Origin of the sequence: Lysinimonas soli (assembly GCF_042655435.1) — a bacterium.
Lineage (GTDB): Bacteria > Actinomycetota > Actinomycetes > Actinomycetales > Microbacteriaceae > Lysinimonas > Lysinimonas soli.
The window spans coordinates 318,593-345,120 of sequence record NZ_JBHSMG010000001.1 but is presented as its reverse complement, the minus strand read 5'-3'; the positions used below and the strand labels follow the sequence as shown (position 1 = coordinate 345,120).

The 26,528-nt window shown below is 70.2% G+C and carries 24 protein-coding genes and 1 tRNA gene; 8 read left to right on the top strand and 17 right to left on the bottom strand.

Annotated elements, in window-relative coordinates; all coding sequences use genetic code 11:
* Nucleotide 1: 1 nt before the first annotated feature.
* Genes ACFPJ4_RS01655 through ACFPJ4_RS01635 form a run of 5 tightly spaced genes read right to left on the bottom strand, consistent with a single transcriptional unit; the run spans nt 2 to nt 5,916 of the window.
* Complete coding sequence (locus tag ACFPJ4_RS01655) at nt 2–1,456, bottom strand: GH1 family beta-glucosidase (RefSeq protein WP_386738547.1); 1,455 nt, start codon at nt 1,454–1,456, stop codon at nt 2–4.
* Nucleotides 1,453–2,766, bottom strand: coding sequence for a D-arabinono-1,4-lactone oxidase (locus ACFPJ4_RS01650; protein ID WP_417498505.1), 1,314 nt, complete (start codon nt 2,764–2,766; stop codon nt 1,453–1,455). The genes ACFPJ4_RS01655 and ACFPJ4_RS01650 overlap by 4 nt, the downstream gene beginning before the upstream one ends.
* Before the next feature lie 38 nt (nt 2,767–2,804).
* Nucleotides 2,805–4,022 carry an alanine racemase gene (locus ACFPJ4_RS01645; RefSeq protein ID WP_386738545.1) on the bottom strand — a complete coding sequence of 406 codons (1,218 nt, stop codon included), beginning with the start codon at nt 4,020–4,022 and terminating at the stop codon, nt 2,805–2,807.
* Entirely contained in the window at nt 4,022–5,311 is a 1,290-nt protein-coding gene (locus tag ACFPJ4_RS01640) for an MFS transporter (RefSeq protein WP_386738544.1), read from the bottom strand. The genes ACFPJ4_RS01645 and ACFPJ4_RS01640 overlap by 1 nt, the downstream gene beginning before the upstream one ends.
* Entirely contained in the window at nt 5,308–5,916 is a 609-nt protein-coding gene (locus tag ACFPJ4_RS01635) for a TetR/AcrR family transcriptional regulator (protein ID WP_386738543.1), read from the bottom strand. Before ACFPJ4_RS01635 ends, ACFPJ4_RS01640 begins: the two co-directional genes overlap by 4 nt.
* Nucleotides 5,917–6,069: 153 nt before the next feature.
* Here ACFPJ4_RS01635 and ACFPJ4_RS01630 point away from each other — a divergent pair, with 153 nt between their 5' ends.
* The 5 genes from ACFPJ4_RS01630 (at nt 6,070) to ACFPJ4_RS01610 (ending at nt 9,019) form a co-directional block, all read left to right on the top strand.
* Nucleotides 6,070–7,122 carry a zinc-dependent alcohol dehydrogenase family protein gene (locus tag ACFPJ4_RS01630; protein WP_386738542.1) on the top strand — a complete coding sequence of 351 codons (1,053 nt, stop codon included), beginning with the start codon at nt 6,070–6,072 and terminating at the stop codon, nt 7,120–7,122.
* A 99-nt stretch (nt 7,123–7,221) separates the two neighbouring features.
* On the top strand, nt 7,222–7,386 hold the full coding sequence (locus ACFPJ4_RS01625; protein ID WP_386738541.1) for a hypothetical protein: 165 nt from the start codon (nt 7,222–7,224) through the stop codon (nt 7,384–7,386).
* Between the two features lie 95 nt (nt 7,387–7,481).
* Nucleotides 7,482–8,069 (top strand): hypothetical protein, encoded by a 588-nt coding sequence (locus ACFPJ4_RS01620; RefSeq protein ID WP_386738540.1) that lies wholly within the window; start codon nt 7,482–7,484, stop codon nt 8,067–8,069.
* A 16-nt stretch (nt 8,070–8,085) separates the two neighbouring features.
* A complete protein-coding gene (locus ACFPJ4_RS01615; protein ID WP_386738539.1) occupies nt 8,086–8,625 on the top strand; it encodes a hypothetical protein in 540 nt (179 codons plus the stop codon).
* Nucleotides 8,626–8,698: 73 nt separating this feature from the next.
* Nucleotides 8,699–9,019, top strand: a complete 321-nt coding sequence (locus ACFPJ4_RS01610; RefSeq protein ID WP_386738538.1) for a DUF7882 family protein — start codon at nt 8,699–8,701, stop codon at nt 9,017–9,019.
* An 81-nt stretch (nt 9,020–9,100) separates the two neighbouring features.
* Here the strand turns inward: ACFPJ4_RS01610 and ACFPJ4_RS01605 are convergent, their stop codons facing one another.
* Nucleotides 9,101–10,831, bottom strand: a complete 1,731-nt coding sequence (locus ACFPJ4_RS01605) for a long-chain-fatty-acid--CoA ligase (RefSeq protein ID WP_386738537.1) — start codon at nt 10,829–10,831, stop codon at nt 9,101–9,103.
* Entirely contained in the window at nt 10,824–11,609 is a 786-nt protein-coding gene (locus ACFPJ4_RS01600; RefSeq protein ID WP_386738536.1) for a lysophospholipid acyltransferase family protein, read from the bottom strand. The genes ACFPJ4_RS01605 and ACFPJ4_RS01600 overlap by 8 nt, the downstream gene beginning before the upstream one ends.
* Before the next feature lie 169 nt (nt 11,610–11,778).
* Here ACFPJ4_RS01600 and ACFPJ4_RS01595 point away from each other — a divergent pair, with 169 nt between their 5' ends.
* Both ACFPJ4_RS01595 and ACFPJ4_RS01590 read left to right on the top strand, forming a co-directional pair.
* Complete coding sequence (locus ACFPJ4_RS01595; RefSeq protein WP_386738535.1) at nt 11,779–15,057, top strand: hypothetical protein; 3,279 nt, start codon at nt 11,779–11,781, stop codon at nt 15,055–15,057.
* A gap of 118 nt (nt 15,058–15,175) precedes the next feature.
* A complete protein-coding gene (locus ACFPJ4_RS01590) occupies nt 15,176–16,570 on the top strand; it encodes a hypothetical protein (RefSeq protein ID WP_386738534.1) in 1,395 nt (464 codons plus the stop codon).
* 16 nt (nt 16,571–16,586) lie between these two features.
* Here ACFPJ4_RS01590 and ACFPJ4_RS01585 read toward each other — a convergent pair.
* The 6 genes from ACFPJ4_RS01585 to ACFPJ4_RS01560 all read right to left on the bottom strand — a co-directional run bounded on the left by ACFPJ4_RS01585 (nt 16,587) and on the right by ACFPJ4_RS01560 (nt 21,356).
* Nucleotides 16,587–16,660, bottom strand: a tRNA-Leu gene (locus ACFPJ4_RS01585).
* Nucleotides 16,661–16,726: 66 nt separating this feature from the next.
* Complete coding sequence (locus tag ACFPJ4_RS01580; RefSeq protein WP_386738533.1) at nt 16,727–17,533, bottom strand: class I SAM-dependent methyltransferase; 807 nt, start codon at nt 17,531–17,533, stop codon at nt 16,727–16,729.
* Between the two features lie 76 nt (nt 17,534–17,609).
* A complete protein-coding gene (locus ACFPJ4_RS01575; RefSeq protein WP_386738532.1) occupies nt 17,610–18,929 on the bottom strand; it encodes an NAD(P)/FAD-dependent oxidoreductase in 1,320 nt (439 codons plus the stop codon).
* Between the two features lie 38 nt (nt 18,930–18,967).
* Complete coding sequence (locus tag ACFPJ4_RS01570; protein WP_386738531.1) at nt 18,968–20,278, bottom strand: S8 family peptidase; 1,311 nt, start codon at nt 20,276–20,278, stop codon at nt 18,968–18,970.
* The gene (locus ACFPJ4_RS01565) at nt 20,275–20,805 is read right to left on the bottom strand and encodes a DUF501 domain-containing protein (protein ID WP_386738530.1); all 531 of its coding nucleotides are present in this window, start codon (nt 20,803–20,805) and stop codon (nt 20,275–20,277) included. The genes ACFPJ4_RS01570 and ACFPJ4_RS01565 overlap by 4 nt, the downstream gene beginning before the upstream one ends.
* A complete protein-coding gene (locus ACFPJ4_RS01560; protein ID WP_386738529.1) occupies nt 20,802–21,356 on the bottom strand; it encodes an FtsB family cell division protein in 555 nt (184 codons plus the stop codon). Before ACFPJ4_RS01560 ends, ACFPJ4_RS01565 begins: the two co-directional genes overlap by 4 nt.
* A gap of 99 nt (nt 21,357–21,455) precedes the next feature.
* On the opposite strand from ACFPJ4_RS01560, the gene ACFPJ4_RS01555 reads away from it, so the two are divergent.
* Nucleotides 21,456–22,499 (top strand): TIGR03617 family F420-dependent LLM class oxidoreductase, encoded by a 1,044-nt coding sequence (locus ACFPJ4_RS01555; protein WP_386738528.1) that lies wholly within the window; start codon nt 21,456–21,458, stop codon nt 22,497–22,499.
* 113 nt (nt 22,500–22,612) lie between these two features.
* Here the strand turns inward: ACFPJ4_RS01555 and eno are convergent, their stop codons facing one another.
* From eno to ACFPJ4_RS01535, 4 genes are read right to left on the bottom strand one after another with little or no spacing between them, the layout of a single operon-like run.
* Complete coding sequence (eno, locus tag ACFPJ4_RS01550; RefSeq protein ID WP_386738527.1) at nt 22,613–23,890, bottom strand: phosphopyruvate hydratase; 1,278 nt, start codon at nt 23,888–23,890, stop codon at nt 22,613–22,615.
* A 53-nt stretch (nt 23,891–23,943) separates the two neighbouring features.
* A complete protein-coding gene (locus ACFPJ4_RS01545; protein WP_386738526.1) occupies nt 23,944–25,260 on the bottom strand; it encodes a histidine--tRNA ligase in 1,317 nt (438 codons plus the stop codon).
* A 4-nt stretch (nt 25,261–25,264) separates the two neighbouring features.
* Nucleotides 25,265–25,954 carry a MazG family protein gene (locus tag ACFPJ4_RS01540; RefSeq protein ID WP_386738525.1) on the bottom strand — a complete coding sequence of 230 codons (690 nt, stop codon included), beginning with the start codon at nt 25,952–25,954 and terminating at the stop codon, nt 25,265–25,267.
* A 22-nt stretch (nt 25,955–25,976) separates the two neighbouring features.
* Entirely contained in the window at nt 25,977–26,510 is a 534-nt protein-coding gene (locus tag ACFPJ4_RS01535) for a carboxymuconolactone decarboxylase family protein (RefSeq protein ID WP_386738524.1), read from the bottom strand.
* Nucleotides 26,511–26,528: the final 18 nt, after the last annotated feature.

Sequence of the window (26,528 nt, the reverse complement as noted above, 5' to 3'; positions counted from 1 at the left end):
CTCAGCGCGATCGGCGCCGCTGCACCTCGCGCAGCCAGTCGAACGAGCGCTTCGGCGTGCGCACGAGCGTGTCGAAGTCGACGTGCACGAGGCCGAAGCGCTGGGTGAATCCGGCGGCCCACTCCCAGTTGTCCAGAAGCGACCACACGTAGTACCCCTGCACCTCCATGCGGGAGGCGGCCTCGGCGGCGACCGCGAGATGCGCGGCGAGGTAGGCCACCCGCTCGGCATCGTCGACGCGACCGTCGGGGCCGACGGGGTCGGGGAAGCTCGCACCGCCCTCGGTGATCACGACCGGCGGCAGGGCGCGGCCATATCGCGCCTGCAGCTGATCGAGCATCACTCCGAGCTGCTCGGGCACCGCCGGCCAGCCGAATCCGGTGACCGGATGACCGGGCCACGGGGCGAGATGGAACGGCACCGAGCGCATGGCGGCCGTCTCGCCGTCGGGCGACGACGCGCCCGAGACGTCGGCGCCGGCCGCCACCCGCGACGGGAAGTAGTAGTTGACGCCGTAGAAGTCGAGCGGCTGCGCGATGGTCTCGAGATCGCGTGGGCTCATGCGCGACAGGACGCGCAGCGCAAGCCGCAGCATCGGCGGGGCGTCGGCCGGCACCTCGGGGCGCCGACCGCGCAGCACGGGATCGGCGAACAGCCGGTTGTGCACGAAGTCGAGCACGCCGGCCATCGCGCGGTCGGCGGCGGAGTCGCTGGCTGCCGAGACCGGGGAGTGCACGTTCGTGATCCCGATCCGGCCGCGCACCGGGACCGCCCGCAGTGCCTGCACTGCCAGGCCGTGCGCCCGCAGCAGCTGGCCTGCCGCCGGGATCGCGCGAAACAGCCGGCTGCGGCCCGGGGCGTGCAGACCGAGGGCGTAGCCGTCGAGCACGACCGTCGCCGCCTCATTGATCGTCACCCAGTCGGCGACCCGATCGCCGTACGCCCGACCGGCGATCGCGGCGAACTCGGCGAAGCGCTCGGCGGTGTCCCGCCGCAACCATCCACCGCGCCGCTCCAAGGGGGAGGGCGTGTCCCAGTGGAACAGGGTCGCCATCGGCCGGATGCCGGCGGCGAGCAGCGCGTCGAGCAGGCGATCGTAGAAGGCCAGCCCGGCCGGGTTGACCGGCCCCGATCCCTCGGGCTGGATGCGCGGCCACGAGATCGAGAAGCGGTACGCATCGGCGCCGAGGGCGGCCAGCAGCGCGACATCCTCGTCCATCCGGTGATAGTGGTCGGTCGCCACCCGCGCGGTCGAGCCGTCGAGGATGCGTCCGGGCCGCTCGGCGAACTCGTCCCAGGTCGAGCGTCCGCGGCCGTCCTCGTCCACCGCGCCCTCGATCTGGAATGCCGCCGTCGCGGTGCCGACGGTGAATCCGGCGGGCAGCAGCCCCGCGATCCGCTGCGGATCGGTCGACCCCGGCAGCGCCGGATGCAACGGCTCCGCCGGGGAGCTCACGCGCCGAGCACCCGCTCGAGATAGGGGTTGGCGAACACCCGATCCGGATCGAGGCGATCCCGGACGGACACGAAGTCGCCGAAGCGCGGGTACCGCGACGCCAGCTCCTCGGCCTCCTGGAAGTGGATCTTGCCCCAGTGCGGGCGACCGTCGTAGCTGCGCAGCAGGGCGTCGACCGCCCGGAAGTACGGCAGGTGGTCTTCGCGGAAGTACTGGTGCACGGCGATGTAGCCGGAGTCGCGCCGGTACGCCGTCGACATCCAGTTCTCGTCGCCGGCGGCGACCCGGACCTCGACCGGAAACGACAGCCGCCAGCCCATGCGCTCCACGAGCCCACGGAGGTCGCGCACCGCCTGCGGCACCGCCTCGCGCGGGATCGCGTACTCCGACTCCCGGAACCGGACGGTGCGCGGGCTCGTGAACACCTCGTACGACTTGTCGGTGAAATCGCGATCGCCGTAGACCCGGGTCGCCAGACGGTTGACCGCCGGCGTGAGCGCGGGCGCGATACGCCCGAGTCCCGACTTCACGGCGAGGACGCGGTTCTGCAGCAGGGTCTCTTCGACCCAGTTGGCGACGGGCCCGACCGGCCGCAGCTCGGCGTCGCCGGGTAGGCGGGTGTTGGTGCGCGTCATGACGCGGTCGGTGTGCGGCCACCAGTAGAACTCGAAGTGGTCGGACTCGCTCACCCGCTGCTCGAAGGCGTCGAGCACCTCGTCGAAGCCCTCCGGATGCTCGACCGCCCGCAGGAGGTAGGCCGGCACGCACTGCACCGTGACCTCGACCACGATGCCGAGCGATCCGAGCCCGAGCCGGACGGCGGGCAGCAGCTCGGCGTTCTCGGTCTCGCTGACCCGCAGGATCGACCCGTCGGCCGTGACCAGGGTGACCGCCACCAGCTGGGCCGCCAGTCCGCGGAAGCGCGCCCCCGTGCCATGGGTTCCGGTCGAGGTCGCCCCCGCGATGGTCTGCCGGTCGATGTCGCCCATGTTCTCGAGGGCGAGGCCGTACGGGGCCAGCAGCGCCGGCAGCTGGTGCAGGTGGGTGCCGGCCGCCAGGGTGACCCGGCCGCGCTCGACGTCGACCGCGAGCAGACCGTCGAGCCGGCCGAGGTCGAGCAGCACGCCCTCGGTCGCCGCGATTCCGGTGAAGCTGTGACTCGCGCCGACCGCCTTGACGGTCAGCCCGCGATCCCGTGCGGCACGGATCACGGCGACGACCTCGTCGACGCTCGTGGGCGTCGCACGGAAGGCCGGTGTCGTCTGCTCCGAGCGGCCCCAGTTGCGCCAGACCCCGCCGGGACGCAGCAGCTCCGTGGACTCGGGCGAGGTGGGTCGCACCGTCTCGCTCACAGGAACACCCTTCCTTCACCTCGATAACTCGGCACCGTCTCGACGACGGCGCCGTCGTGCACGACCGCGAACTCGTTGACGTGCTCGCTGAGCTCGCCGGCCTTGGTGTGACGCAGCCACACCCGGTCGCCGATCGCGAGTTCGCGCGCGGCGAGGCCGGTGACCGGGGTCTGCACCTCGCCGGCGCCCTCGCGAGGCAGCATCCGCAAGCCCTGCGGCCAGACCAGCTCGGGCAGACGGTCGGGGCCGGGCGGGCCGGAGGCGATCCAACCGCCGCCGAGCAGGGTCGCGATCTCGGCGGTCGGGCGCCGCACCACGCTGAGCGCGAAGGACGCCGCGGGTGCGGGACGGAAGTGCACGTAGCCGTCGAAGAGGCGCGGGCCGAACAGGCCGGACCCGGCCGCGATCTCGGTGACCGAGGCATCGGCGTGCGTCGACTCGATCGAGCCAGTGCCTCCGCCGTTCACGAACTCGAGCTCGGCGACCTCGCGCACCGCGGCGACCGCCGCCCCGCGGCGCTCGGCCAGCTCGCTCGCCGAGGCGCGCTGCATCGCGCGGATGATCGTGCCGCGACCCGCGCCGCGGTTGGTGAGTCCGGCGATCTGAGCCTCGTAGCCCATCATGCCGACGAGCCGGAAGCCGGGCCGCGCGACGACGGCCTCCGCGAGCGCGCGCGCCGCCGCCGGCTCGCGGACCGGGGAGCGGCGCACCCCCACGTAGCCGAGCAGGGCGGAGCGGTACGCGGAATCGAGCTCGAGGCAGACCCGGATCGGGGCGCGCGCGGCCGGCGCGACCACGGCATCCACGAGGTCGAGCTGAGCGATGTCGTCGACCATGATCGTGACCCGCTGGGCGAGCCCTTCGTCGGCGGCGAGCCGGGCAAGCGACGCCCGATCGGCGCTCGGGTAGCCCACGACGACATCGTCATGCGTCTCCGCGAGCCAGAGGGCCTCGGCGAGCGTGTAGGCGAGGATGCCGCGGTACCCGGGCAGCGCGAGCACCGCATCGAGCACGGCCCGCACCCGCACCGACTTGCTGGCCACCCGAATCGGCGTCCCGGCCGCCCGGTCGAGCAGCGAGTGCGCGTTCCAGGCGAGGGCGTCCAGCGAGATCACGCCGATCGGGGGATCCAGCTCGGCCGTGGCCGCGTCCAGCATCGGCCACCAGTGCGACGGGTCGAGCCACGGGGTCGACCCCGGGCGATCCAGTCGCATCACCGCACGCCCTTCACCGGCACGATCGCGATCGCACCCAGCACGGCGACGATCGCCGAGAGCGCGAAGAGCCCCGTGAACCCGAGCAGGGCGGCGACCACCCAGGCGCCGAGCAGGGGCGCGACCGCCTGCGGCACGGCGTTGGCGATGTTCATGATGCCGAGGTCCTTGCCGCGGTTGTGCGGGTCGGGCAGCACCTGCGTCGCGAGCGCCTGGTCGACCGAGAGGAAGCAGCCGTAACCGAGGCCCAGCAGCCCTGCCGCGAGATAGGTGACCCCGATGTCGGGCACGAACGCCAGCAGGGTGGCGGCGATCGCCTGCAGGATCGCCGAGACGATCACGAAGACCTTGCGGCGCCCGAGCTGATCCGACACCCAGCCGAGCACGATCGAGGCGAGGATCACGAAGACCATGTACACGAGCGTGAGGGTGATCAGATCGTCCTGGGCGGTCTTCTCACGGTGCAGGCCGAACTCGATGAAGTAGAGCAGCAGGGTCGTCCCGAGCGCGTTGCCGAGGTTGACCAGGATGCGGCCCAACAGCGTCCAGCCGAAGTCCGGGTACTTCAGGGGGCTGACCCAGAACCCGGCGATCAGGTGCGACATGGTGAACGGCTGACGCGATTCGACCGGCAGCACGGCGTCGGGCACCAGGATCAGGAACGGCAGCACGAGCAGCACGACGAGACCGGCCACCGCGGCGTAGCCGAGGAACTGGCTGAGGCCCAGCGAGGTCACCAACAGCAGCCCGAGGATGGTGCCGATCGCCTGAGGTGCCGAGATCCAACCCGAGACGAGCCCGCGCTGGCCCACCGGGACCTGGTCCGAGATCGTCGCGGTCAGCGCGGCGCTGAGCACGCAGAAGCCGATGAGGGCGACGCACCAGAAGATCCCGACCCCGATCAGCGAGCTCTGCAGGCCCAGCAGCAGCAGGCCGACGGCGAAGATCAGGGCCCCCAGGAGGATCCACGGCCGCCGGCGCCCGAATCGGGAGACGGTGCGGTCGGAGAGCGCGCCGGCAAGAGGGTAGGCGATGAGGGCGCACAGGCCGGCGATGCCCGAGATGACACCGAACGCCACGACGCTCTTCACCCAGTCGTCCGGTTTCAGCTCGGGCAGCTGAGCCTGCACCTGCAGGGGCAGCAGCAGCTGGATCGGCGTCAGCTGCGCCATCCAGATCCCCAACCACGCGGTCGCGAAGGTCGCGATCCAGGCGGCGGGCACCCGGCGCGTGGGCTCGGCGAACGCGGAGATCCGCGGGGCGGGAGCGGCGGGCGGTGCAGCGGTCATGCGTGTGCTCCATTCAGGGTGTGTGCCATGACGGCTTCGGTCGCGAGCTCGAGCAGGCGTTCGGCGGCGGCGTCGTCGCGGTCGGCGAGCCACGACAGGGTGATGCCGTCGGTGATCACGAGGACGAACGCGGCGAGTTCGTCGACGGGGATGTCCCACTGGGCGTTGTGTCCGGCGGCTCCCGCGGCGAGCAGTTGGCCGATGAGCCCGCGATAGCTCTCGTACTGCCGCCGCGGAAGGGCGGCAAGCGAGGGGGTGCGCAGGGCGTGCTGGGTCAGCTCGAACATGGCCTGCTCGCGGGCCGGATCGGCGCGGACCACGTCGAGGTAGGCCCGGAACGTCGCCCGCACCGCCGACCGCAGATCGGAGGTGTCGAGCAGGAGGGAGGCGAAGGTTGCGCTGCCCTGGTCGGCCACCACGAGTTCGATGACGTCGCTGAGCAGCTCGTCGCGCGAGGAGTAGGCGTAGTGGAAGCTCGCCAGCGGCATCCCCGCTTCGGCGACGATCGCCCGGGTGGTGGCCGCCGTGACCCCGTCGCGCGAGATGACCGCCAGCGCCGCCCGCGCCAATGCGGCGCGGCGCTCCGTCGCGGGGATGCGGGACACGGTGAGTGTGGCCTTCCGTCAAAAGTTGGTCAAGCGTCCCAGACAAGCGTCTCAGTCGCAAGCCCCTCGAAGGCGGGACTTTGGCCTCTAGGCATGCTGCGGCGGCGTGCGTTTGCTGAAGGGACGCGATCACCGACAACGGGAGGGATCATCATGAAGGCACTCGTCTACCAGGGCCCCGGTCAGAAGAGCTGGACGGAGGTGCCGGATCCGGTCATCCAGCATCCGACCGACGTCATCGTCAAGATGGTCGCCACGACGATCTGCGGCACCGACCTGCACATCCTGAAGGGCGACGTTCCCGAGGTGACGCCCGGCCGCATCCTGGGTCACGAGGGAATCGGCGTGATCACCGAGGTCGGCAGCGGCGTCACCCAGCTGGCCGTCGGCGATCGCGTGATCCTGGCCTGCGTGAGCTCGTGCGGCCGCTGTTCCAACTGCCGGCAGGGTCTCTACAGCCACTGCCTCGACCCGGAGGGCATCGCCGGCATCGGCTGGATCTTCGGCTACATGATCGACGGAACGCAGGCCGAATACGTGCGGGTCCCCTTCGCTGAGAACTCGGTCTACAAGGTGCCCGAGGGCGTCACCGACGCGGAGGGCATCCTGCTCTCCGACATCCTGCCGACCGGTTTCGAGATCGGCGTGCAGTACGGCCAGGTCACGCCGGGCGATGTCGTCGCGGTCATCGGCTCAGGGCCGGTGGGGCTCTCGGCGGTCATGACCGCCCGCCTGTACGGGCCGTCGAAGATCATCGCCATCGACCTGGATGCCGCACGGCTGGCCCGCGCCCAGGATTTCGGCGCGTCGGCCACCGTCAACTCGGGCGATGCGGACTGGAAGGATCAGGTGCTCGCGCACACGGACGGGCTCGGGGTCGATGTCGCGATCGAGGCGGTCGGCATTCCGCAGACCTTCACGATGGCCACCGAGATCGTGCGGCCCGGCGGCCACGTCGCCAACATCGGCGTTCACGGCAAACCCGTGGAGCTCGCCCTCAACAAGCTCTGGATCTCGAACATCGACATCGCGATGGGGCTGGTGAACACCAACACCCTCGGGATGCTGCTGAAACTGGTCGCCGCGCACCAGCTTCCGGTCGAGAAGTTCGTCACCCACGAGTTCGGGTTCGACCAGATCCTGGACGCCTACGACACCTTCGGCAACGCGGCGCAGCACGACGCCCTGAAGGTGCTCATCCACTGACGCGCAGCACTTCCGCAATCTGAACGTTGCCTGACAGAAATGGTCTGGTCGGACCTCCGGGTGTCGGATGAAGGGTCACATCGAAGAAACGAGGACACCATGAACATCCTTCTGATCATCATCGCGATCATCGCGATCGCCCTGCTGCTGACCGGCGGCTTCGTGCCCGCACTGAACTTCCTGCTCTGGGTGGGACTGGTGCTCCTCGTGATCGCCGTGATCGTCTGGCTCGCCCGGTTCATCTCGGGTCGCCGAAGCGTCTGAGACAGGGAACGGATGGCCGGCGGAGCTTATGGCCCGCCGGCCATCGGCGTCAATGGCCTACCAGCGCCGGTTCGAGACCCCGGATGATGGGGACCATGATCCCCTCGCAGCGTCCCGGCTCCGGTCACCTCAACGACGTCATGCTCAAGCAGTTGGGCGAGGTGACGGTGCTCGCGTCACGGATCGAGCACCTGGCCGCCGGAATCGCGCAGCAGCTCAGGCTGAAGATCGCCGCCGAGTCGGCGGACCCGACCGACTCGGCCAGCTCGGCTCTTGCCGTGCTGTCGGACTCGGCGATCGCCGTGCCGCCATGGAGCACGATCGAGGCCGCCGACGTGCGGGCCTGGGCCGTTGCCGCCACTCGACTGATCGAGGTGCGGGATCGGATGTCCGAGGCGAGCGGCGGCGCCCGGTTCCTCGGGTCGCGCGGCGACACCATTCCCACCGAGTCGCCCGACGGCACGACCTTCCCGGCCGACGAGGAGTACCTCGCGCGCTACTTGAAGCGAATCGCACGGCATCTGGCGGCCGGCGTCGAACTGCAGTCGCAGCTCGATTATCACGACGAGAAGGGTCAGCGCTGGCCGCTGGTCTCGATCTACGCTCAGCGCACCGACGAGCTGTCGAGCGATGATCCCGCCCTGCGACTGCCTCCGGAGTGGGAGCGCTGGCTCTCCGCGTGATCGCGGCAGGAGGCCCATGGAGAGGGACGCAGCGGTCAGCGCGGGCGCGCGGGTCCCGAGACTGCGGGGGTGCCGTCTCCTGGTGACGGCGGGCGACTCGATCGCCTCTCGCGAGGTCATTCTCGCGCTCGTCCGCGAAGGAGCCGACGTCGCCATCTCGTATCCGGCCGATCAGCCCGACGCGGCCGAAGTCACGGGAGCCTTGGCCCGGGCGGCGGGGACGCTGGTGGCCCTGGTTCCCGGCGACACCATCGACCGAGGCGTCTGCGAGCGGCTCATCGACCGCTCCGCGGAGCTTCTAGGCGGATTGGATGCCCTGGTCGTGGTCGAGCGCGTGTCCCGTGCCCCGGTCGCGCCGTGGACCACCCTCATCCGCGCGGCGGCGAGCCGGCTCCGCCCGGGAGCGTCGATCCTCGTCGGCTCCTCGAGCATCGATCGGGACCTGCTCGAGCAACTGAGATCGTCGGGCATCCGACTCGCCCGGATCGCACCGCCGCCTCACTACGGCGGGGGCACCGCAGCGGCGTATCTCGAGCTCGCGATGCGGTCCTGCTGAGGCCGATGGGCGCTGCGCTAGGGTTGCCGCAGACCGGTCCACGTGGGTGGCCGCACCTGAGCGGGAGATTCCAGTGGGAACGCTGTTCTATGGCTCCGGGCGCACGCCGATCCGGATCGACGATCGCGTGCTCGCCCACCTGAAGGCGGTGGCGACGGCCAAGCTGCGTCGCGGCGAGGGCTTCCTGCTCTCCTGGACCGATTCCGCCGAGGTCGGGCACGGTCGCAGTTCGGTCTGGATCCACCCGCACTGCGATCTGCATTACAAGTTCGACGGAGGCACCCCGCCGAAGCTCGACCCCGCCATCCTCGAGGAGATGAACGTCGAGTCGATCCAGGCCCGGGGCATCGAACTCGCCGAGGCGACGCTCGCGCGCAGTCCCCACCAGCACTGAGCCACCCCGGCGACGGCCCGGCGTGAGCGGTGTTCGCGGAGAAGGTCGATCAGCCATCGCCGACCGGACGTGGCAGCCGGTTCAGCCGCGGGCCGGCTCGCCCTGGGCCACGATGATGTCGCGCACCTGGCGCCGGATGACCTTGCCGATGAGGGAGCGCGGCAGCTCGTCGATGCGGACGATCCGCCGGGGCACCTTGTAGGGCGTCAGACGGGTGCGGCAGAAGTCCCGCATGCCGTCCACGTCCAACACGGCTCCGTCACGCAGGGCAACGGCGGCGACCACGTCCTCGCCCGCGGCCGAGGGGATGCCGACGACGGCCGCCGCGACGACATCCGGATGTTCGAGCAGGTGCTCCTCGACCTCCGAGGGCGCCACCTTGAAGCCTCCGGTCACGATCAGCTCCTTGATGCGGTCGTGCACGGTGACGTAGCCGTCCGGCGACATGGTGACGATGTCGCCCGAACGCAGCCAGCCGCCGGGAAGCAGGGTGGCGGCCGTCTCGTCGGGGCGGCCCCAGTATCCGGCGAAGACCTGCGGACCGCGGATCAGCAGCTCGCCCGCCTCGCCGACCGGGCGATCCTGGGTCGGGTCGTCGGGATCGACGACCCGGATGTCGGTGCTCGGAAACGGCACCCCCACGGTTCCGGGGCGGCGGCTCGGGCCGATCGGGTTGCCGAGCGCGACCGGCGAGGTCTCGGTCATGCCGTAGCCCTCGACCAGGAATCCCCCGGTGACCTCCTCCCAGACCTTCACGGTGGCGATCGGCAGCGCCATGGCGCCCGACAGGGCGAACCGGATGCTGCCCAGGCTGACCCCGCGACGGGTCGCCGCGACCACCAGGCGGTCGTAGATCGGGGGGACGGCCGGCAGGAACGTGGCGGGCGTGCGCCTCATCGCATCCAGCACGAGCTCTTCGTCGAAGCGGGGGAACAGCACCAGCCGGGCGCCCATGCTCATGGCGAATGTCAGGCAGAGGGTCATGCCGTAGGCGTGGAACAGAGGCAGCACCCCGTAGAAGGTCTCCTCCCCGGGACGCAGACCGGGAACCCAGGCCCTGCCCTGCGACGCGTTGACCACGAGGTTTCCGTGGGTCAGGATCGCCCCCTTGGGAGCGCCGGTCGTGCCGCTCGTGTACTGCAGCGCGGCGGTCGCCTCGATGGTGGGCCGCGGGAAGTCGCGGGCGAGCCGCGGGCCGCGCACCAGGCGGTGCCACGGAAGGGCTCCGGCGGGCGAATCCCGCGTCGTCAGCTCGGCCCGCGCCGAGCGGGCTGTCGCGAGAGGCAGGCGAAGCGCGATCCGCGAGCGCATGGGCAGCTCGCGCGCGAGGTCGACCGTCACGATGCTCGCGGGGCGCACTCCCTCGGGCAGAGCCGCGACCGTCGCCGCGACCTTGTTCCAGACGATCGCGAGGCGCGCACCGTGATCGGCGAACTGGTGCTCGATCTCGGCCGGCGTGTACAGCGGGTTGTGCTCGACGACGATGGCGCCGAGGCGCAGCACGGCGTAGAACGCGATGACGTGCTGCGGGCTGTTCGGCAGCACGAGCGCGACGCGGTCGCCGGAAGCGACCCCCTGCCGACGCAGCCCCTCGGCGGCGCGTTCGATCAGGGTGCCGAGCCGGCCGTAGCTCGTGGTGCGCCCGAAGAACTGCAGGGCGACTCGCGATCGATAGCGCTCGACCGAGCGCTCGATCAGGCCGACCAACGACTCCTGCGGCGGCTCGACGGCCTGAGGCACGCCCTCGGCGTAGGCGGTCAACCAGGGTCGCAGACCGTAGGGTGCGGGGTACTCCGGTCCGAGGCTAGACATGCGCGGCCGCCTTGCGGCGCTGCCGCTCCGCCTCGGTGATCGCGGCCTCCTCGGGGGTTGGAGCGGTGCCTCCCAGGTGCGCGGGCTGCCACCAGTGCCCGTGGCCGGAGCGCGGGTATGAGGCCTGCGCCGAATCCAGCAACGACTTCATGCTCGCGCGCAGGCATTCGGTCGCCGCCGTCGGGTCTTCGTCGGCGCGGACTTCGATCGCCTCTCCGATGCCGACCAGGATCGGCGCGTGGAAGGCCTCCCTGAGACGGGTCGGGCGGTTCTTGGTCCTGAGCAGCTGCCCGCCCCAGACGGCGATCGGGATGATCGGAACCCCGGCCTCGGCCGCCATGCGCACGGCGCCCGTCTTGAGCTCGCGGACCGTGAACGACGCGCTCACGCCGGCCTCCGGGAACACCCCGAGCAGTTCGCCCGAGCGAAGCCCGTCGACGGCGTTGGTATAGGCGTCACGCCCCGCCTTCATGTCCACCGAGATGTGCCGCATCGCCCGCAGCAGCCATCCGACAACCGGGGTGTCGAATGCGCTCTTCGTGGCGAGGAACCGGATGCGGCGCCGGGTATGCGTCCAGGTCACCCATTCGGTGAGCGCGAAGTCGAGGTAGCCGAAGTGCGTGATCGCGAGCACCGCCCCACCGGAACGGGGGATGTGCTCGATCCCCGACACCACGGGCTTGAGCCGCAGCAGCCCGCCGAACAGCACCCGGCCGACTACGACGGCGAGCGAATACACGGGTTCGTGGCGGTTCCTGCCGCCCTCCTGCCTCACCATCACTCCATGCTTCTCCCGCCGTCGCGGCGCGATCGGGGCCGAAAGTCCCACGGCCCCCGGTCGAGGACTTTTTTTCACGAAGTCGCGTCATGAATGACGACGAGCCGGATCTCTTGTCGGTGGGCACCTCGCCCGCCCACCACTCGAGCCACCCTTGGAGTTCTCCCTCGTGTCTACCCGATCGCGACGCGCACGTGCGCGCACGACCTCCCGCCGCATCCTCGCCTCCACCGCCGCGTTCGCCATCGCCGTCGGGGCGCTCGTGTTCGGCACGGCCACGGCCGCCCAGGCGGTCGCCGTGGCCGTGAGCATCCAGGCCACGAATGTGACGACGCAGAAGTCGGGATCCGAGTTCGATTACCAGGTCAACCTCGCGTGCTCGGGTACGAACTCGCCGACCTGCAACGCCGCCATCATCCACATCCCGCTCGATGCCACGATCGGCATGGATTCCTGGGCCTACGACGTGTCGGGCGGACCGGCCGGGTTCATCCAGGAGTGGCACGTCGACACGACGACGCACGAGATCGTCGTCACCCTGGCCGACTCCATCCCGGCCGGCGGATCGCAGAGCATCATCCTCAAGCTGACCCCGCCGAACCGGACGACCCCCAACGGCACGACCTGGTCTCTGCTCCCGTCGGTGTCGAGCACGGATCCGAACATGAATGCGACCACGGCGCCGGCGGCGGCCACCGGCACCGCCACCGCCACCGTCCCCCTCACGGTCTCGAAGTCGGCGCCCCAGACCTTCTACCGCGAGGGCGACCAGTTCGACTACACGATCACCGCCACCTGCCCGGCGACCCCGCCGGTCGGTTCCGTCGATGCGGCCGACCTCGTGGTCACCGACACCGTGCCGAGCGGATTGATCGTCGTCTCGGTGTCGCCCGCCGACGGCGTCGTCAACGGTCAGACCGTGACCTGGACCTACTCCGACGCGTCCGAGGTGCCGACCCCCTGCGGAGGCACCGCGGGAACCGCCACCCCGAGCACGCGCACGATCACCGTGCAGGTCGGCCCGGTCGGCAGCGGCCCGGGTGAGATCGCCCCGAAGACCAAGCTGACGAACTCGGTGACGGCCAGCGCCGATCCGGTCGGCGGCGGCCAGAAGGTGACCTCGACTGCGACCCGCGACATCGTCGTGCTCGGCCCGACCGACGATCCATTCCCGGGCAACACGAGCGTCGGCAAGACGGCGAGCGGTCCGCTGAACATCAGCGCGTCGGCGCAGGCCGACATGTCGGGCACCTATCCCGGCCGCTGGCTGCCGAGCGGCGACAACAGCACGCGCCCCGCCTCGGTGCTGGACGCGGCTCCGGCGAGCTACACGATCGGATTGCGCAGCGACAACAACGGCTTCGAGTACTCGATCGTCGACCCGGTCCCCTGTCTCGACAACCGCAGCGGGGTCAGCTACAGCTCGCTGACCTCTCCCGCGGTCTGCGCCGACCCGGCCTTCCACGTGCTCGGCGTCGTCGTGACGTTCGGGGGTGCCGCACCGACCTCGGGCTACCTGCCGCAGTACCGCGACACCAGCGGAGCCCTGCACGACATGGTGAACCAGACCGCGAACGGCTGGGTGATCCCGACCGCCGATCTGGGCAAGGTGGCCGAGATCGACATCCCGCGCCTCGCCCAGCAGCAGGACACCAGCTCGGCCCAGGTGAAGGTGCTGGGGTACGCGGATGCCTCCACCACCCGTGGCGACATCCTCAGCAACACCGCCGCCGCGAGCTGGTTCATCCCGGCCACCGGCGCGGTCGCCGCGACCGGAAGCCACAGCGCCGAGCTGCACATCCTCGACGAGTCGCAGATCGGAATCACCAAGAAGATGGCCGACATCGGCGGCGTCACAGGAACCACGAGCAGTCTCGACCTCGCGGCCACCCTCATCGTGCCCGGGGCGGCATCCCACGATCTCGTGATCTCCGACCTGCTGCCGCCGGGCACGACCCTCGCGACCGCGACCTCCGCCGTCACCGGAACGCTCACCTGGTCGGGGGTGCCGAGCCCGTCGAAGAGCACGCCGGCGCTGCAGGTCGAGCTGACGCCCGACTACAGCAACGGCCAGGAGCTGCTGAGGATCGTGCTGCCCGCATCCGAGATCCCGCGAGAGTCGGGCACCTTCACCCTGACCATCAAGCAGCTGACCGTCACCAAGCCGTCCGCTCCCGGGGTCTACAGCAACACGGCACGCGTGTTCTACGACGACCCCGATCTGTCGACGCGATGCACGGCCGGACAGTACGAATCGCTCGACCCGCAGGGCAGCCGCGACGATCCGGCCACACAGCAGATCAACTGCTCGGCCGACGCCACCTTCCGCACGGCCACCTCGTCGTCGGGTCAGTTCGCTCTGACGAAGACGGTTCAGGGCGACTATGACTCGAGCCCGCAGGAGTTCCCGAACGTCGCCCACGTCAAACTCGACGGAGGCACGGCGCAATACGCGATCAACTGGACAAACACCGGGGCTCCGAGCCTGCAGGGTGTCACGCTGTACGACATCTTCCCGCACGTGGGAGACACCGGAGTGAGCGGGGCCCAGGCCGGCGAGAGCCGGGGCAGCCAGTTCCAGCCGATCCTCGCCTCGATGGATGCGGCCCCGGCCGGAGTGACCATCTCCTACTCGGCATCCGCGAATCCGTGCCGGCCCGAGGTGTACCCGGCTCAAGGCCCGGGCTGCACCAACGACTGGACGGCCGACGCGGCGTCCCTCGGGGGGTTGAGCAAGGTACTCGCGGTCCGCGTCACCTCGACCGCCGCGTACGCGACCGGCGCAGGGATCACGATCGGCTTCCGGCAGAGCGTGCCCACGGTCTCCAAAGACCAGATCGCGTGGAACAGCGTCGCCGCCTTCGCACGGACGACGAGCGGAACCGCGCTGCTGCCGGCCGAGTCCCCCAAGGTCGGCATCACGGCATCCGATCACCGCCTCTCCGTCGGCAAGACCGTCGCCACCCCCTCGGCGGGCTTCGGCGACACGGTGACGTACACGGTGACCGTCGGCAACGTCGGCACCTCGACCGGTGACGCGACCACGGCGCAGGACCGCCTGCCGTCGGGCCTGACCTTCGTGTCCGCCGACCACGGCGGCAGCTACGACGCCGCAAGCCGCACCGTCACGTGGCCGGTTCCGGCCCTCGCGCGCGACACGCACCTCGACCTCACGGTCACGGCCACCGTCGATGCGACGCAGAACGCCACCAGGATCACGAACTCGGCCACGGTGACCGACCCCGCCGGCTACTCCCCTGCGATCGTCACCGACCCCTGCTCGACCGACCCGGCCGCGGCCTGTGCCGATCTCACGGTGCCCCTCAGCCCGCACGGACTGGCGCTGACCGGCGTGCAGACCGTCGGCGTCGGCCTCGGCATCGCCCTGCTCGCGATCATCGCCGGCGGCGCGGCGCTGGTGTGGCGCCGGCGGGTTCGACGGGGGTGACCGGTGGCGGGACGGCGCGGCACAAGACCCGCGCCGCCCCGATTCGTCGTCGGCAATCCGCCGTTTCCTTCCCGAACACCACTAATCTCCGAGGAACCCTTGAAGATCTGGAGTGGCTATGGCGGAAGAGAAGGCCTGGAACGCCGCTCGACTGATCCCGACGTCGGGGATCAGTGGGGCCGACGAGCAGGAGCGCCGGGGAACGTCCGCACTGCTCGCGGTGATGAACTCCGTCCGTGAGTACGGACGCGCCATCACGACGCCGTTCGGCGCTCCCGCAGGCGCGATGGAGACGTTCATCGAGGTTCCGTTCGACTTGAACGGCAAGAGGGTGTTTCCGGATGGTCTGATCCGTGTGAAGTGGGGCAAGAAGGTCTGGACCGCACTCGTCGAGGTCAAGACCGGCACCAACGAGCTGCAGAGAGAGCAACTCGAGAACTACCTGGATGTCGCGCGCGAGCACAAGTTCGATGCCCTGCTGACGATCTCGAACGAGATCGCGCCCGCGCCCGGCATGCACCCGACCGACGTCGACAGGCGCAAGTTGAAGACGGTCTCACTCCATCACCTTTCTTGGGCAGAAGTTCTGTCGATCGCCGTCATGCAGCGCGAGTTTCACGGCGTCGCGGACCCTGATCAGGCGTGGATCCTCGGCGAGTTGATCCGCTACCTCGAGCACCCCAAGTCCGGAGCTCTGGAGTTCACCGACATGGGCGCGAGCTGGGTCCCCGTGCGCGATGCGGTCGCTTCGGGCACCTTGAGGAAGACCGACAAGGAGGTACCACAGGTCGCGCGACGATTCGACGCTCTCATTCGCTACGCGTCCTTGAAGTTGGGCCTTCGACTCGGCGCAGAGGTCACTCAAATCCTCTCGCGAGCCGAACTCGCAAACCCATCGGCGAGAGCGGCCACCCTCACGCAGATGCTCGTTACCGAGGGCCTCCTTCGAGGTGAGATCCGCATCCCCAACACCGTCTCCCCGCTGATACTGACAGCGGATCTTCGTGCCGGCCAGGTGACCGGATCCTTCAGGCTCGACGCACCGGGGGAGGGAAAGTCCCTCACTCGAATCAACTGGATGCTCCGTCAGTTGAAGGAATCGCCTGGAAGCCTCCGTGTCGAAGCATTCGCTGCGCGACAGCGGGGCGGCAACGCCGAGTTGTTGCGCACCGTGCGTGAGAACCCGAGCGTCTTGATCGGCGACCCGAGCAGGGAGCTGAAGTCCTTCACCATCGCCTACCTCGGGAAGCTCGGAACCAACCGCGCCGCTGGTCGCGGTGGCTTTATCGACTCCGTGATGGATGCCGTACTGGCAAGTTACGAAGACATCGGCCAGCGCCTGAAGGATTGGTCGGCTGCCCCTCCTCGCCTGCGTCAGCCGGACGAGGTCGAAGTCGACCTCGAGGTCCGAGGCGATCTGCCATCAGCCGCGCTGTCGTCGCAAGACGATGAGAACGAGCCCATGTCCATTGCACCGGATCCGATCGAAGCGCAACCTCAGAACGTCGTCTGAACTAGCGCTTCTGACGTGCTCCCGCTGGGATTCGAACCCAGACTGCGGCGATTTTAAGTCGCCTGCCTCTGCCGATTGGGCTACGGGAGCCTGCGCATCGAGATTACGGCTCCCAGCGGCCCGAGTCGTCACGAAGGGAGGATGCCGGCCCGCGCGTCACCGCGTGGTGCTCACCACCAGCGCCTGCATCCGGCCCTTGATGGGACCGCTGCCGAACCGCGCCGTCAATGCCGCCGTCACGTGCCGGGTCGCCGCATCGAGGGAACCGCGACGCTCGATCTGGAGCCGGTTCGGATTGGCCTGGCAGTAGGCGATGGCGGCCGCCTCGGCGCTCGAGGCTCGGCTCTCGTCGGGCCGGGTTTCAATCGCGACCGGGCGCGTGAAACCGCCGAGCTCGAGGTCGCGCCGGATCCGGTCCGCGGAATGGTAGCCGTGCGGCAACTCGGCCATGAACGACGGCGGGTCTTCGGGGAAGAACTCGGCGAGCGCCGCCTGGACCACGGCGACGAAGTCGTTGGCGGCGACCTCATCCCAGACGTTGAACAGCAGCGAGCCGCCCGGGCGCAGCACACGCCGAGCCTCGGCGAACGCCGTGGGTTTGTCGGGGAAGAACATCACGCCGAACTGGCAGACGACGAGATCGAAGCTCGCATCGGCGAATGGCAGGCTCATCGCGTCCGCCGCGACCCACTCCACCGGACGCGCGATCTCTCGCGACGCCGCCTCGTCGAGCATCGCCTGGCTGAGATCGGTCGCGACGATCGCGGCATCCGGCGAAAGCACCTCGGCAAGCTGTCGGGTGACGACCCCGGTGCCCGCCGCGAGCTCGAGCACGGAAGCCGGCGCCACCTCGCGCGCCCGCCGCGCCAGGTCGCGGGCGTACGGCTCGAACAGCATGGGCACCATGAGCCGCTCGTACAACTCCGGAATGGAGCCGGAGAACGCCGGATCGCTCGAACTCATCCTGCGATCATGCTCCGACGGGAGCGGCGGCGCCAGACCCTGGGCTGCGACACCCTGGGCTGCTAAACCATGGGCACTAGGCCTTGGGGCGCGACGCCCAGCGCTCGAACGCCGCACGAGGCACATCCCGATCCGGGATGCCGACCAGGTCGCGGCGCAGGAAGAAGCTGAAGATCCAGTTGCCGAAGACGCGCACCTTGCGGTCCCAGAACGGGATCGCCAGACCGTGGTAGCCGCGGTGCATGAACCACGCCGGCAGCCCGCGCACGGCGAGCCGGCCGTTCTGGTACACGCCGTCGTAGAGGCCGAGACCGGCGACCGCGCCCAGGTTCTTGTGGATGTACTCGCGCGGCGTCTCGCCCCGCAGGTCGGCCACCAGGTTGCGCGCCAAGAGCTTGCCCTGACGAACCGCGTGCTGAGCGTTCGGCACGGTGAAGCCGCCGACTCCGGCCCCGGTCAGGTCCGGGGTGGCCGTGACATCGCCGGCGCCCCAGGCATCCACGACGACGCCGTCATCGTTGATGACCCGCAGATCGGCCTGCACTCGCAGACGACCGCGCTCCTCCAGCGGGAGGTCGGTGCTGCGCACGACCGGGTTCGCCATGACGCCGGCCGTCCACACGATGAGGTCGGATTCGAAGCTCTCTCCGCTCGAGAGCTCGATCTTGCCGCCGACCGCGCTCGCGAGCTGCGTGTTGAGGTGGATCTCGGCACCCTTCTGGGCGAGATCCTTGATGACCCAGAGGCTCGACTTGAGCGACACCTCGGGCATGATGCGCCCCATCGCCTCGATCAGGTGGAAGTGCGTGTCATCCATCTCGAGCTGGTGGTAGCTACCCACGAGCGCGCTCGCGAAGCTGCGCAACTCGGCGAACACCTCGATGCCCGCGAAGCCGCCACCGACCACGACGGTCGTGAGCAGACGGTCGCGCTCGGGGCCGGGGGGAAGGTTGGATGCCTTGGCGAAGTTGTCGGTCATCCGGTCGCGGATGGCCATGGCCTCTTCGATGTTCTTGAGACCGATCGCCTCGTCGGCGACACCGGGAATCGGGAAGGTGCGCGACACGGCTCCTGCCGTCATGACGAGCACGTCGTAGTCGACCGTCCAGGGCTCGCCGACGGCCGGCGTGATCTCGGCGGTCTTGGCCGCGTGGTCGACCTTCGACACCGCAGCCGTGATGACCGTCGTCTTCTTGAGGTGACGGCGGTGCGCCACGACGGCGTGCCGCGGCTCGATCGTGCCGGCCGCGACCTCGGGCAGGAACGGCTGATAGGTCATGTAGGGCAGCGGGTCGACCATCGTGACCTGTGCCTCGCCGCGCCGCAGCCACTTCTCCAGCTTTTTCGCCGTATAGAAACCGGCATAACCGCCGCCGACGATCAGGATCTTGCGCACGTGTGGGGGTCTCCTCGCTGGAAAGTGGCACCCCTAATCTACCCGGTGCGGCGAAGGCTCCTGAACTGGACGACCGCTCCCACCACCAGCCCGCCGAGGGCGAACAACAGCAGCAGGACGATCAGCACGGGCACGCCCACCAACTGCAGCAGGGGGATGCTCGGCAGCAGCACTCCGACCGGATCGCTCGGCTGCGCGATCACGGGCGTCGAGTCGACGGGGGCGGGCACCGTGATGCTGCCCTCCGGCGCGGGGGCCGGGGTCGCTCGCCGGTTCACCCGCACCCACTCGTGCAGGTCGCCCAGGGGGTTCGCCGCGACATGCGGCACGTCGTCGCGCACCGCGGCCGCGGCATCCACGATCCCATGGCCGTAGAGGGCGTCGGGGCCGGCCGGGCCCTTGTCGTGGGCGGTCGCCAGGATGCGGTTGATCACGTCGGGTGCCTTGAGCTCCGGATGCGCGGCGCGCACTAGCGCGACGACGCCGGCGACGATCGGTGCCGCCCCACTCGTGCCGTCCCACAGCACGTAGCCGCCTCCCGGGATCACGCCCACGAGGTTCTCGCTGGGCGCGGCGACGCCGAGCGTGATGCCCTGCGCCGAGGCCTGCCCGCTCGCCACCCCGCTCTGCGTCACCCCGGCGACCGCGAGCACCCCCGGCATCGTCGCGGGCGCCCCCACCTCGTCGGTGCCGCTGCCGCGGTTGCCGGCCGCGGCGACGACCACGACATCGTGGTCCTCGGCGTAGAGGAAGGCCGTGTCCCAGCTCGTCGGCCAGTCCAGCGTGTTGCGGGTCAACGACATGTTGATGACCTTCGCGCCGTGGTCGACGGCCCAGGTCACGGCCTCGGCGATCTGGGCGTCGGAGTCGCGGGCTCCCGCCCCGAATCCGACCGAGATCGACAGCAGCGACGCCTCGGGGGCCACGCCGATGACGCCCGAGTTCGACCCCGTGCCGCGGCCCGCGGCGAGCGAGGCGACCATCGTGGCGTGCCCGTTGTCCTCACCGACCGGGGTCTGCCCGTTGGCTGCGCCGAGTCCGGAGAAGTCGGTGCCGCCCGTGACGGCGCCGCGCAGTTCGGCGACGGTGCCGTCGATCCCGGTGTCGATGACCGCGATCGTGACGCCGGCGCCCCGCGTTGTCGTCCAGGCGCTGCGGATGCCGTCTGCATCCAGCCAGTACTCCCTCGACCGGATCGAGTCGCTGCTCGCACCGTGCGGCGCGGGGACCCCCGCGCGGGGTGCCGCTGCCGCCGACCCGGTCGGCCCGGCCGACAGCGCGGGCGTCAGTGCGCCGACCAGGAGAAGCGTCGCCAGCGCAGCCCGAGCGAGTCGCACCCGACGGGTCACACCGGGGCTCCGGGGCCCGGCCGCGCGCACTCGCAGCGCTCCGGCGTCCAGGCGGCGCGCTGCAGTGCGAGGTCGCCGATCGGGTTCACCCCCGGGCCGGCCGCCAGCGAGTGGGCGACGAGGGCGTGCAGGCACTTGACGCGCTCGGGCATGCCGCCCGCCGAGAATCCGGCGATCTCGTCGACGACCTCGATGCTGTCGCGGTCGGCGAGGTAGCTCTCGTGCGCCCGCCGGTACGCCGCGCGCAGCTCGTCGCCGTCGTCGCCGTCGAGCAGCGCCGCGAGTTCGGCCATCACGCCGGTCGCCTCGAGGGTCGACACGGCCGAGGTCGCCGCTGGATGGCTCAGGTAGTACAGCGTCGGGAAAGGGGTGCCGTCATCCAGTCGCGGGCGGGTGGCGACGACGGTCGGGTTGCCGCAGATGCAGCGCGCCGCGATCCCGACGACGCCGCGGGCCGGGCGACCGAGCTGCGAACTCACCACGGCGATGTCGGCGTCGCTCGGCGGCTCGAAGGGCGGGCGGGTCATCCGCCGGAGCCGGACGTCGGCGGGGCGGTCGTCGACTGCGTGGGGCTGTCGAGCTGGCTGGGGGTCTGCTGCGTCAGCCCCGCCGTGTAGACCGACGACAGCAACGACCGCATCCAGTCGACCTTCGTGGTCTGGATCTTGTCGCTGATCGGCTGGGCGTCCCCGGTCGCCTGGCCGCTGGACTCGCCGATCACGAGGTAGCTGATGTCGCCCGGGAACACGTAGTAGAGCCGGTTGCGCGCCTGCGACTCGATGTAGGCGGGGTCCTTCCAGCGATCGACCTCGCCCTTGAGCTGGTCGACCGAGTTCTTCGCGTCGTCGAGCTGGGCCTGCAGTTCGGCGATCTGCTGACGTTGCTCGACGAGGGTCTTGAGGTTGGGCGCGAGCACGACCAGCCCGGCGACGACGAGAAGCAGCAGCGAGAGTGCGAAGCCCGACAGCCGGAAGTTGCGCAGCCAGGCGGCAGGCCGGCTCTCCTCGGGCATGGCGACGGGCACGCGCACCGTCTTCTCACGCTTCTGCCGCGTCTGCCGCGTTTGCCGGGGAGCCATGCATCCAGGCTAGGCGAGGTGACGCGGGGCGCACGAAGACGCGCCCGTCGCGGCGGCGTGAAGCCGTAGCCTGGGAGGACGACGTCGAGGAGGACCTTCGTGACATCCGCAGAACGCACCCGCCCCTTCGCCCTCGAGACGGCGGGCGACGTGCACGCGGGCCCGATCGAGTTCGAGGCGACCGCGCTGCGGGCCGAGGCCGACGGCTACGACGGGATCGGCGCGACCGAGCTGCAGCACGATCCGTTCATCTCGATCGCGGTCGCCGCGCGCAGCACATCGACGATCCAGCTCGGCACCTCGATCGCGGTCGCCTTCGCGCGCAACCCGATGGTCGTGGCCGAGACCGCGAACGACCTGCAGCTTCTCTCCGGCGGGCGGTTCACGCTGGGTCTCGGGTCCCAGATCAAGCCGCACATCGAGCGCCGCTTCTCGATGCCCTGGTCGCATCCGGCCGAGCGGATGCGCGACTTCGTGCTCGCGATCCGGGCGATCCAGCACTCCTGGCAGACGGGCGAGAAGCTCGACTACCGCGGCGAGTTCTACCAGCACACCCTGATGACGCCGATGTTCGCGCCGCAGCCGAACCCGCACGGGGCGCCGCGCATCGCCGTCGCGGGCGTCGGACAGCGGATGACCGAGGTCGCCGGCGAGGTGGCCGACGGCTGGCTGAGTCACAGCTTCACGACTCCGCGCTACCTCTCCGAAGTGAGCCTGCCCGCACTGCGGCGCGGCATCGAGGCCTCCGGTCGCGAGCCGAGCGCCGTCGAGGTCAGCGTTCCGGCCTTCGTCGCCACCGGGACCGATCAGGCCGCGCTGGATGCCGCGATCCTCGCCACCCGCAAGCAGATCGCCTTCTACGGCTCGACGCCCGCCTACGCGCCGGTGCTCGAGTTGCACGGCTGGGGTGGAGTGCACGAGAAGCTCAACGCGGGCTCGCGCCGCGGCGAATGGGATGCCATGGCCGAGTTGATCGACGACGACATGCTCGCCGCATTCGCCGCGGTCGGCAGCCCGTCCGAGGTCGCCGCGCAGCTGCGCGAGCGCTTCGCCGGGCTCGTCACCCGGCTCGCCTTCGCCTTCAGCTACCCGGCCGCGCCCGAACTGGGCGCCGCGATCGTGCGCGCCCTCGACGCGGACTAACCGCGCGCCCCGCACCCACCCCGCGACGCGGTGAGCGCCGCCGTTTCTCGCGGGCGCCCGCGGAATGCGGGCGGCCCTCGCGAGAAACGACGGCGCTCGAGGGGTGGCCGCGGCTACTTGTGGCGGGGGAAGGCGCTCGCGCCCGCGTAGACCGCGGCGTCGCCGAGCTCCTCCTCGATGCGCAGCAGCTGGTTGTACTTCGCGACGCGCTCGGAACGCGCCGGGGCGCCCGTCTTGATCTGGCCGCCGTCCACCGCGACCGCGAGGTCGGCGATCGTGGTGTCCTCGGTCTCGCCGGAGCGGTGCGACAGGATCGCGGTGTAGCCGTGGCGTTGGGCCTTGGCCACGGCATCCAGGGTCTCGGTGAGCGTGCCGATCTGGTTGACCTTCACCAGGATCGAGTTGGCGACCCCGAGGTCGAGGCCCCTCTGCAGGCGGGTCGGGTTGGTGACGAAGAGGTCGTCGCCGACGATCTGGATCTTGGAGCCGAGCGCGGCGGTGAGCGCCTGGTACCCCTCCCAGTCGTCCTCGGCGAGCGGGTCTTCGATCGAGACCAGCGGGTAGTCGTTCACGAGGCCCTCGAAGTAGGCGGTCAGCCCGGCCGCGTCGTAATCAGCACCCTCGTAGTGGTACTTGCCGTCGGAGAAGAACTCGGTCGACGCGACATCCATGCCGAGGGCGATGTCGGTGCCGACCGTGAATCCCGCCAGTCCGATGGACTCGACGATGAAGTCGAGCGCCTCGCGGGCCGACTTCAGGTCGGGGGCGAACCCGCCCTCGTCGCCGAGCGCGGTCGAGAAGCCCTTCTGGTGCAGGTTCGCCTTGAGCGCGTGGTAGGTCTCGGCACCCCAGCGCAGCGCCTCGGAGAAGCTCTCGGCGCCGATCGGCAGGATCATGAACTCCTGCACGTCGATGCCGTTGTCGGCATGCGCCCCACCATTGATGATGTTCATCATCGGCACCGGCAGGGTGTGGGCGTTCGGGCCGCCGAGGTAGCGGAACAGCGGAAGGTCGGCCGAGTCGGCGGCGGCCTTGGCGACGGCGAGCGAGACGCCGAGGATCGCGTTGGCGCCCAGCTTCGACTTGTTGTCGGTGCCGTCGGCCGCGATGAGCTCCGCGTCGATCAGGCGCTGGTCGCTGGCCTCGAAGCCCTCGATGGCGGGACCGAGCACGTCGAGCACGCTGTCGACGGCCTTGAGCACTCCCTTGCCGAGGTAGCGGCCCTTGTCGCCGTCGCGCAGCTCGTAGGCCTCGAAGGCTCCCGTGGACGCGCCCGACGGCACCGCGGCACGCGAGACGGTTCCGTCGTCGAGCAGCACCTCGACCTCGACCGTGGGGTTGCCCCGCGAGTCCAGGATTTCGCGAGCGCCGACGGCCTCGATGGCAGACATGGATTCTCCTTCGGAAGGTGGTGGGGTCCTCGGGAATCCTAGCGCGCCACCGATCAGGCCCCGAGGGTGCGAAGCTCCAGCCCCGCGGCACCCGCGACGCCCGCGTCGACGAAGGCGAAGCGACGGAATCCCTCCGCCTCGAGGGCCTCCAGCAGCGACTTCGTGTTCTTGGGGCGCGCGACGAGGCGCACCCGTCCCCCCGCCGCCAGGAGCTCGGTCTTCAGCGTCAGCAGGGTCGCGAGGGGCACATCCGCGTCGTACAGCAGTGCGGTCGCCGGCGAGGCGTCGTCGGCCTCCAGTTCGAGCAGGTCGACCAGACGCTCGAAGCCGAGCGAGAAGCCGGTCGCCGGCACGTCGGTGCCGAGGAAGCGGCCGATCATGCCGTCGTAGCGACCGCCCCCGCCCAGCGAGTAGGGAACGCTCGGATGCGCGAGCTCGAAGATCGGACCCGTGTAGTACCCCATGCCGCGCACCAGGAACGGGTCGAACTCGAGCAGGGCCGACTGCGCCTCGATGCCCTCCGGTGTGCTCGGCGACGGCCGCGCCGAACGCACCGCGTCGCCCAGGGCCGCGAGCTCGGCGATGACCGACTCGTCCGCCCCCTGCGGCAGCGCGCGGCGGATCGCCCGCTCGCCGAACGGCAGGTACTCCATCGTCATCGGGCGGCCGAAGAACTGCTCGAGCGCGTCCACCGCGGTCGGGGTGACGCCGCGTTCGCGGAGCTCGGCGACCACCCCCTCCTGACCGATCTTGTCGAGCTTGTCGATCGTGATGAGCACGGCATCCTGTTCGTCCTGTGCGAAGCCGAAGGCGTCGAGCATGCCGATCAGCAGACGCCGGTCGTTGATCCGGATGACGCTGTCGCGCAGTCCCAGCGCATCGACCGTGGCGAGCGTGGCGAGCAGCAGCTCGGCCTCGGCCCGGATGCCCGGCTCGCCGATGATGTCGATGTCGCATTGCACGAACTGCCGGTACCGGCCCTTCTGCGGCCGCTCCGCGCGCCAGACCGGAGCCATCTGGATCGCCCGGAACACGGTCGGCAGCTCGGCCCGGTGACTCGCGTAGAACCGGGCGAGCGGCACCGTCAGGTCGAAGCGCAGGCCCAGGTCGACGAGGTCGAGCGGTTCGCTCGCGGCCTGCAGGTCGTCGAATCCGAGGCCGCGCTTGAGCACCCCGAAGGCGAGCTTCTCGTTGTCGCCGCCGAGGCCGGCGTGCAGGCGATCGCTGTCTTCCATGACCGGAGTCTCGATCTCGTCGAAGCCGTGCGCCCGGTAGCTGGCGCGGATGACGGCGAGCAGCCGTTCGCGACGCGCCTTCTCGGCGGGGAGGAAGTCGCGCATGCCGCGCGGGGGGGTGACCTGGTTCGCCATGCGACTAGTCTGGCGCGCCGTCGGAGCCACGACGCACGCCCTCCGCGGAACCCGCTCGCGGGGCGCCCTCCGCCGCGCGCACCTCGTCCTGCAGCGTCCGCAGCGCCTCCCGCAGCGCCCGCTCGGCGTCGAGCCCGGTGGCGCGGGCGCCCGCGACGATCGCCAGCAGTTCTGCGCCCAGCTGCTGCTCGCTCGCCGGAATGACGGCCGGCCCGCGCTCGACCCCCACCTTCGCCGCGCGGCCGAGCAGCTTGTCGGCGAGCGCGAGTGAGGGCATCCCCTGCGGAACCCCCTCGAGCACGCTCGTGCGGTGCGCCTTCTCGACGCTCTTGACGGCCTCCCAGGTGGCGACCACGTCATCCGAGGTCTCGACGGTCACGTCGCCGAAGACGTGCGGATGCCGCGCGACCATCTTGGCGCGCATGTGGGCGGCGACGTCCTCGAGGGTGAACTCGCCGGCCTCCGCCGCGATGTCGGCGTGGAAGATGACCTGGTAAAGCACGTCGCCGAGCTCCTCGATGAGCTCCTCGCGCGATCCGACCTCGATCGCCTCCACCAGTTCGAAGGTCTCCTCCACGAGGTATTGCACGAGCGAGGCGTGGGTCTGCTCGCGGTCCCAGACGCAGCCACCCGGAGCGCGCAGCCGCTCGAGCGTGGCGATCAGCTGATCGAGTTCAGGATGCGGCGCGGTCATGCCGCCATCCTCGCACCCGCGCTCAGCCCTGCGGCGGGCAGCCGAGGGCCTGGATGGTGCGCGCCCAGAGATTGACCTGAGCCGCGGTCGTCGCGAGGATGACGATCTCGCGCTCCGTGAACAGCTCGGTGAGCCGGGCGCCGAACTCGGGCGTGAAGCGCAGTGGCGTCTCGGACACCCTGCGCGCGTACTCGATCGCGAGTCGTTCCCGCGGGGAGAAGCTCGGGATCTGCTCGAGCGGCGTCAGCCCCTGCACGCCGGGCAGCTCCTGCTCGGTCATCCGCTTCTGCCAATCGCGCGAGTTGAAGCCCATGCAGAACGGGCACTCCACCGCGAACGACACCGCCATCCGCACGAACTGGAGCATGCGCGCATCGACCCGTCCTTCGTCGTGGGCGACCAGGGACTCGACCACCCCGATCCCGATGGCGGCCCGCGGATACCAGGTCAGCAGCCGCGGCGGCAGCAGGTCATCGCCGGTGACGCGGCGAGAGATCCAGAGGCCGATACGGAGCAGGAAGGGAATGCGCCGCGGCGGGGCGATGAAGGCGCTCATGCGCCCATCTTGGACCCA